This window comes from Kineococcus glutinatus (assembly GCF_039542765.1).
Lineage (GTDB): Bacteria > Actinomycetota > Actinomycetes > Actinomycetales > Kineococcaceae > Kineococcus_A > Kineococcus_A glutinatus.
On record NZ_BAABIL010000764.1, the window covers coordinates 1 to 2,938 of the forward strand.

Below are 2,938 nucleotides of genomic sequence, written 5' to 3' on the forward strand. Positions count from 1 at the left end.
GCCTGCTCCGGCCCGCTCGCCGTCCCGGCCGCCGACGCGCCCGCCGCCTGCCGCCGGTGCGGGCGCCCGGCGACGAGGTGGTCGTGCCCGCACTGCCGCTCCCAGCGCTGGCGCGCCGTCGTCACCGGCGCCCGGCGCACCGCCGAGGAGCTGGGCCGGGCCTTCCCCGGCGTCGCGGTGCGCACCTCCGGCGGCCGCCAGGTCCTGGACGCCGTGGGCGCCGAACCCGCCCTCGTCGTCAGCACGCCCGGCGCCGAGCCGGTGGCCGAGGGCGGATACACCGCGGCGCTGCTGCTGGACGGCTGGGCGCTGCTGCAGCGGCCGGACCTGCGGGCGGGGGAGGAGGCGCTGCACCGCTGGACCGCGGCGGCGTCCCTGGTGCGCCCGGCCGCCGACGGCGGGGTGGTCTTCCTGGTGGCCGACCCGCAGGCACCGCCGGCGCAGGCGCTGGTGCGGTGGGACCCGGTCGGGCACGCCGCCCGCGAGCTCGCCGAGCGCGCCGCGCTCAACCTGCCACCGGCTGCGCGGCTGGCCGGGCTGCTCGGGGAGGAGGCGGAGGTGCGCGAGGGGCTGGCCGCGCTCACCCTGCGCCCGGGCTGGCGGCTGCTGGGGCCGGTGCCCGCCGCGGTCGTGGGCCGCGCCGCGGGCGCCCCGCCGCTGGTGCAGGCCATCGTGGAGGCCCCGCTGGCCGAGGGGGACGCCCTGGCGGCGGAGGTGAAGGCGCTGCTGGCCGGGCGCAGCGCCCGCAAGCAGGGCTCGGTGCGCGCCCGCATCGACCCCCTCCACATCGGCTGAGCCGGCGCCCGCACCGGGCCCTCGGCGTCCGCTGCGAGCCGGCGGGGCGCCGCGGGCGACGAACTACGATGGCACTTCCGCACGAGGAGTTCCGAACGAGGGGGAGACGTGGCGATCCAGCCGATCCGGCTGTTCGGCGACCCGGTGCTGCGCCAGCGCGCGGAGGAGGTCACCGTCTTCGACAAGGAGCTGCGCCGCCTCGTCAAGGACCTCGAGGACACCATGATGGACGCCCCCGGCGCGGGGCTGGCCGCACCGCAGCTCGGGGTGTCGCTGCGGGTGTTCACGTACTACGTCGACGGTGAGCTCGGGCACCTGGTCAACCCGGTGCTGGACCTGTCCGAGGAGTGCCAGGACGGCGAGGAGGGCTGCCTGTCGTTCCCGGGCGTCGTCGCCGACACCCGCCGCGCCCTGCACGTCGTCGCCAAGGGCTTCGACGTGCACGGCGAGCCGATCACGATCACCGGCTCGGAGTACAAGGCCCGCGCGCTGCAGCACGAGACGGACCACCTCGACGGGGTCCTCTTCATCGACCGCCTCGACAAGGCCCAGCGCAAGCTCGCCATGCGGGCCGTGCGGGAGGCGGAGTGGATGGGGCAGCCCGCCCCCGCGGTCAAGCTCAGCCCGCACGCCACCTTCGGCAAGGCGCTCTGAACCGTGCGCGTCGTCCTCGCCGGCACCCCCGAGGTGGCGGTCGCCTCCCTCGACGCCCTGCTGGCCTCCGCCCACGAGGTGCTCGCCGTCGTCACCCGCCCCGACGCCACCGCCGGGCGGGGCCGGCGCCCCTCCGTCGCGCCGGTCGCGGTGCGCGCCCGCGAGGTGGGCCTGCCGGTGCTGCAGCCGCTGCGGCCCTCGGAACCGGGGTTCCTGCAGGCCCTGCGGGAGCTGGCCCCCGACTGCTGCCCGGTCGTGGCCTACGGCGCGCTGGTGCCGCGCCCGGCGCTGGACGTGCCGCCGCTGGGCTGGGTGAACCTGCACTTCTCGCTGCTGCCCGCCTGGCGGGGGGCGGCGCCGGTGCAGCGCGCCGTCATCGCCGGGGACGCCGTGACGGGTGCCTGCACCTTCCGGCTGGAGGAGGGCCTGGACACCGGCCCCGTGCTGGGCCGGCTCACCGAGCCCGTCGGTCCCCGCGACACCGCCGGGGACCTGCTGGCGCGGCTGGCCGGGCGCGGGGCGGGTCTGCTGGTGGACACCCTCGACGCCGTGGCCGCGGGCACCGCGGTGCCCGAGCCGCAGCCCGCCGAGGGCGTCAGCCTCGCGCCCAAGCTGGAGCCGGAGGACGCCCGGGTGGACTGGACCGGGCCGGCCGCGGCCGTGGACCGGCTGGTGCGCGGCTGCACCCCCGCGCCGGGGGCGTGGACGACGCTGCGCGGGCAGCGGCTGAAGCTGGCCCCGGTGCTGCCCGTGCCGGCGGTGGACGTGCCGGCGGTGGACGGGGTCGGTGCGCCCGCCCCCGGGGAGCTGCTCGTGACCCGCGACGGGGTGCTCGTGGGCACCGGTGCGGGTGCGGTGCGGCTGGTGCAGGTGCAGCCGGCGGGCAAGCGGTCGATGCCCGCCGACGCGTGGGCGCGCGGGCTGCGGCTGCAGCCCGGCGAGCGGCTGGTCTGAGGGGGACGGGACGTGGCAGGGGAGCAGCGGGACCGCGGGCGGGGACCCCGCGGCGGCGGCCGGGGCACCACCGGGCGCGCAGGGGTGCGCCGTGACCGCTACACCGCCGTCGACGCCGCCCGGCAGGTGGCCTTCGACGTGCTGCGGGCGGTCGACGAGGAGGACGCCTACGCCAACCTCGTGCTGCCGCGGCTGCTGCGGCAGCGGCGCGTCAGCGGGCGTGACGCCGCGTTCGCCACCGAGCTGGCCTACGGGGTGCTGCGCGGGCGCGGCACGTACGACGCGGTGCTCGCCGCCCGCCTGGACCGGCCGCCGGCCGACCTCGACGCGCCGGTGCGCGACGTGCTGCGGCTGGGCGCGCATCAGCTGCTGGGCATGCGGGTGCCCGACCACGCCGCCGTCGCCACCAGCGTCGCGCTCGCCCGCGTCGCGGTGGGCGCGGGCGCCGCCGGGCTGGTCAACGCCGTGCTGCGGGGGCTGGCCGGGCGGGACCTGGACTCCTGGCTGGACGAGGTCGTCCCGGCGGGGGCGGCGG

At 79.0% G+C, this 2,938-nt stretch carries 3 protein-coding genes and 1 pseudogene; all 4 read left to right on the forward strand.

Annotation, left to right across the window (positions count from 1 at the left end):
* Positions 1–795: pseudogene (locus ABEB16_RS21125) on the forward strand (primosome assembly protein PriA); the annotation flags it as partial.
* Between the two features lie 108 nt (positions 796–903).
* A complete protein-coding gene (gene def / locus ABEB16_RS21130) occupies positions 904–1,449 on the forward strand; it encodes a peptide deformylase (protein ID WP_345714151.1) in 546 nt (181 codons plus the stop codon).
* A 3-nt stretch (positions 1,450–1,452) separates the two neighbouring features.
* Positions 1,453–2,403, forward strand: a complete 951-nt coding sequence (gene fmt, locus ABEB16_RS21135; RefSeq protein ID WP_345714152.1) for a methionyl-tRNA formyltransferase — start codon at positions 1,453–1,455, stop codon at positions 2,401–2,403.
* Positions 2,404–2,487: 84 nt separating this feature from the next.
* Positions 2,488–2,938, forward strand: a 451-nt coding sequence (locus ABEB16_RS21140; RefSeq protein WP_345714153.1) for a transcription antitermination factor NusB, incomplete at its 3' end; no start/stop codon positions are given.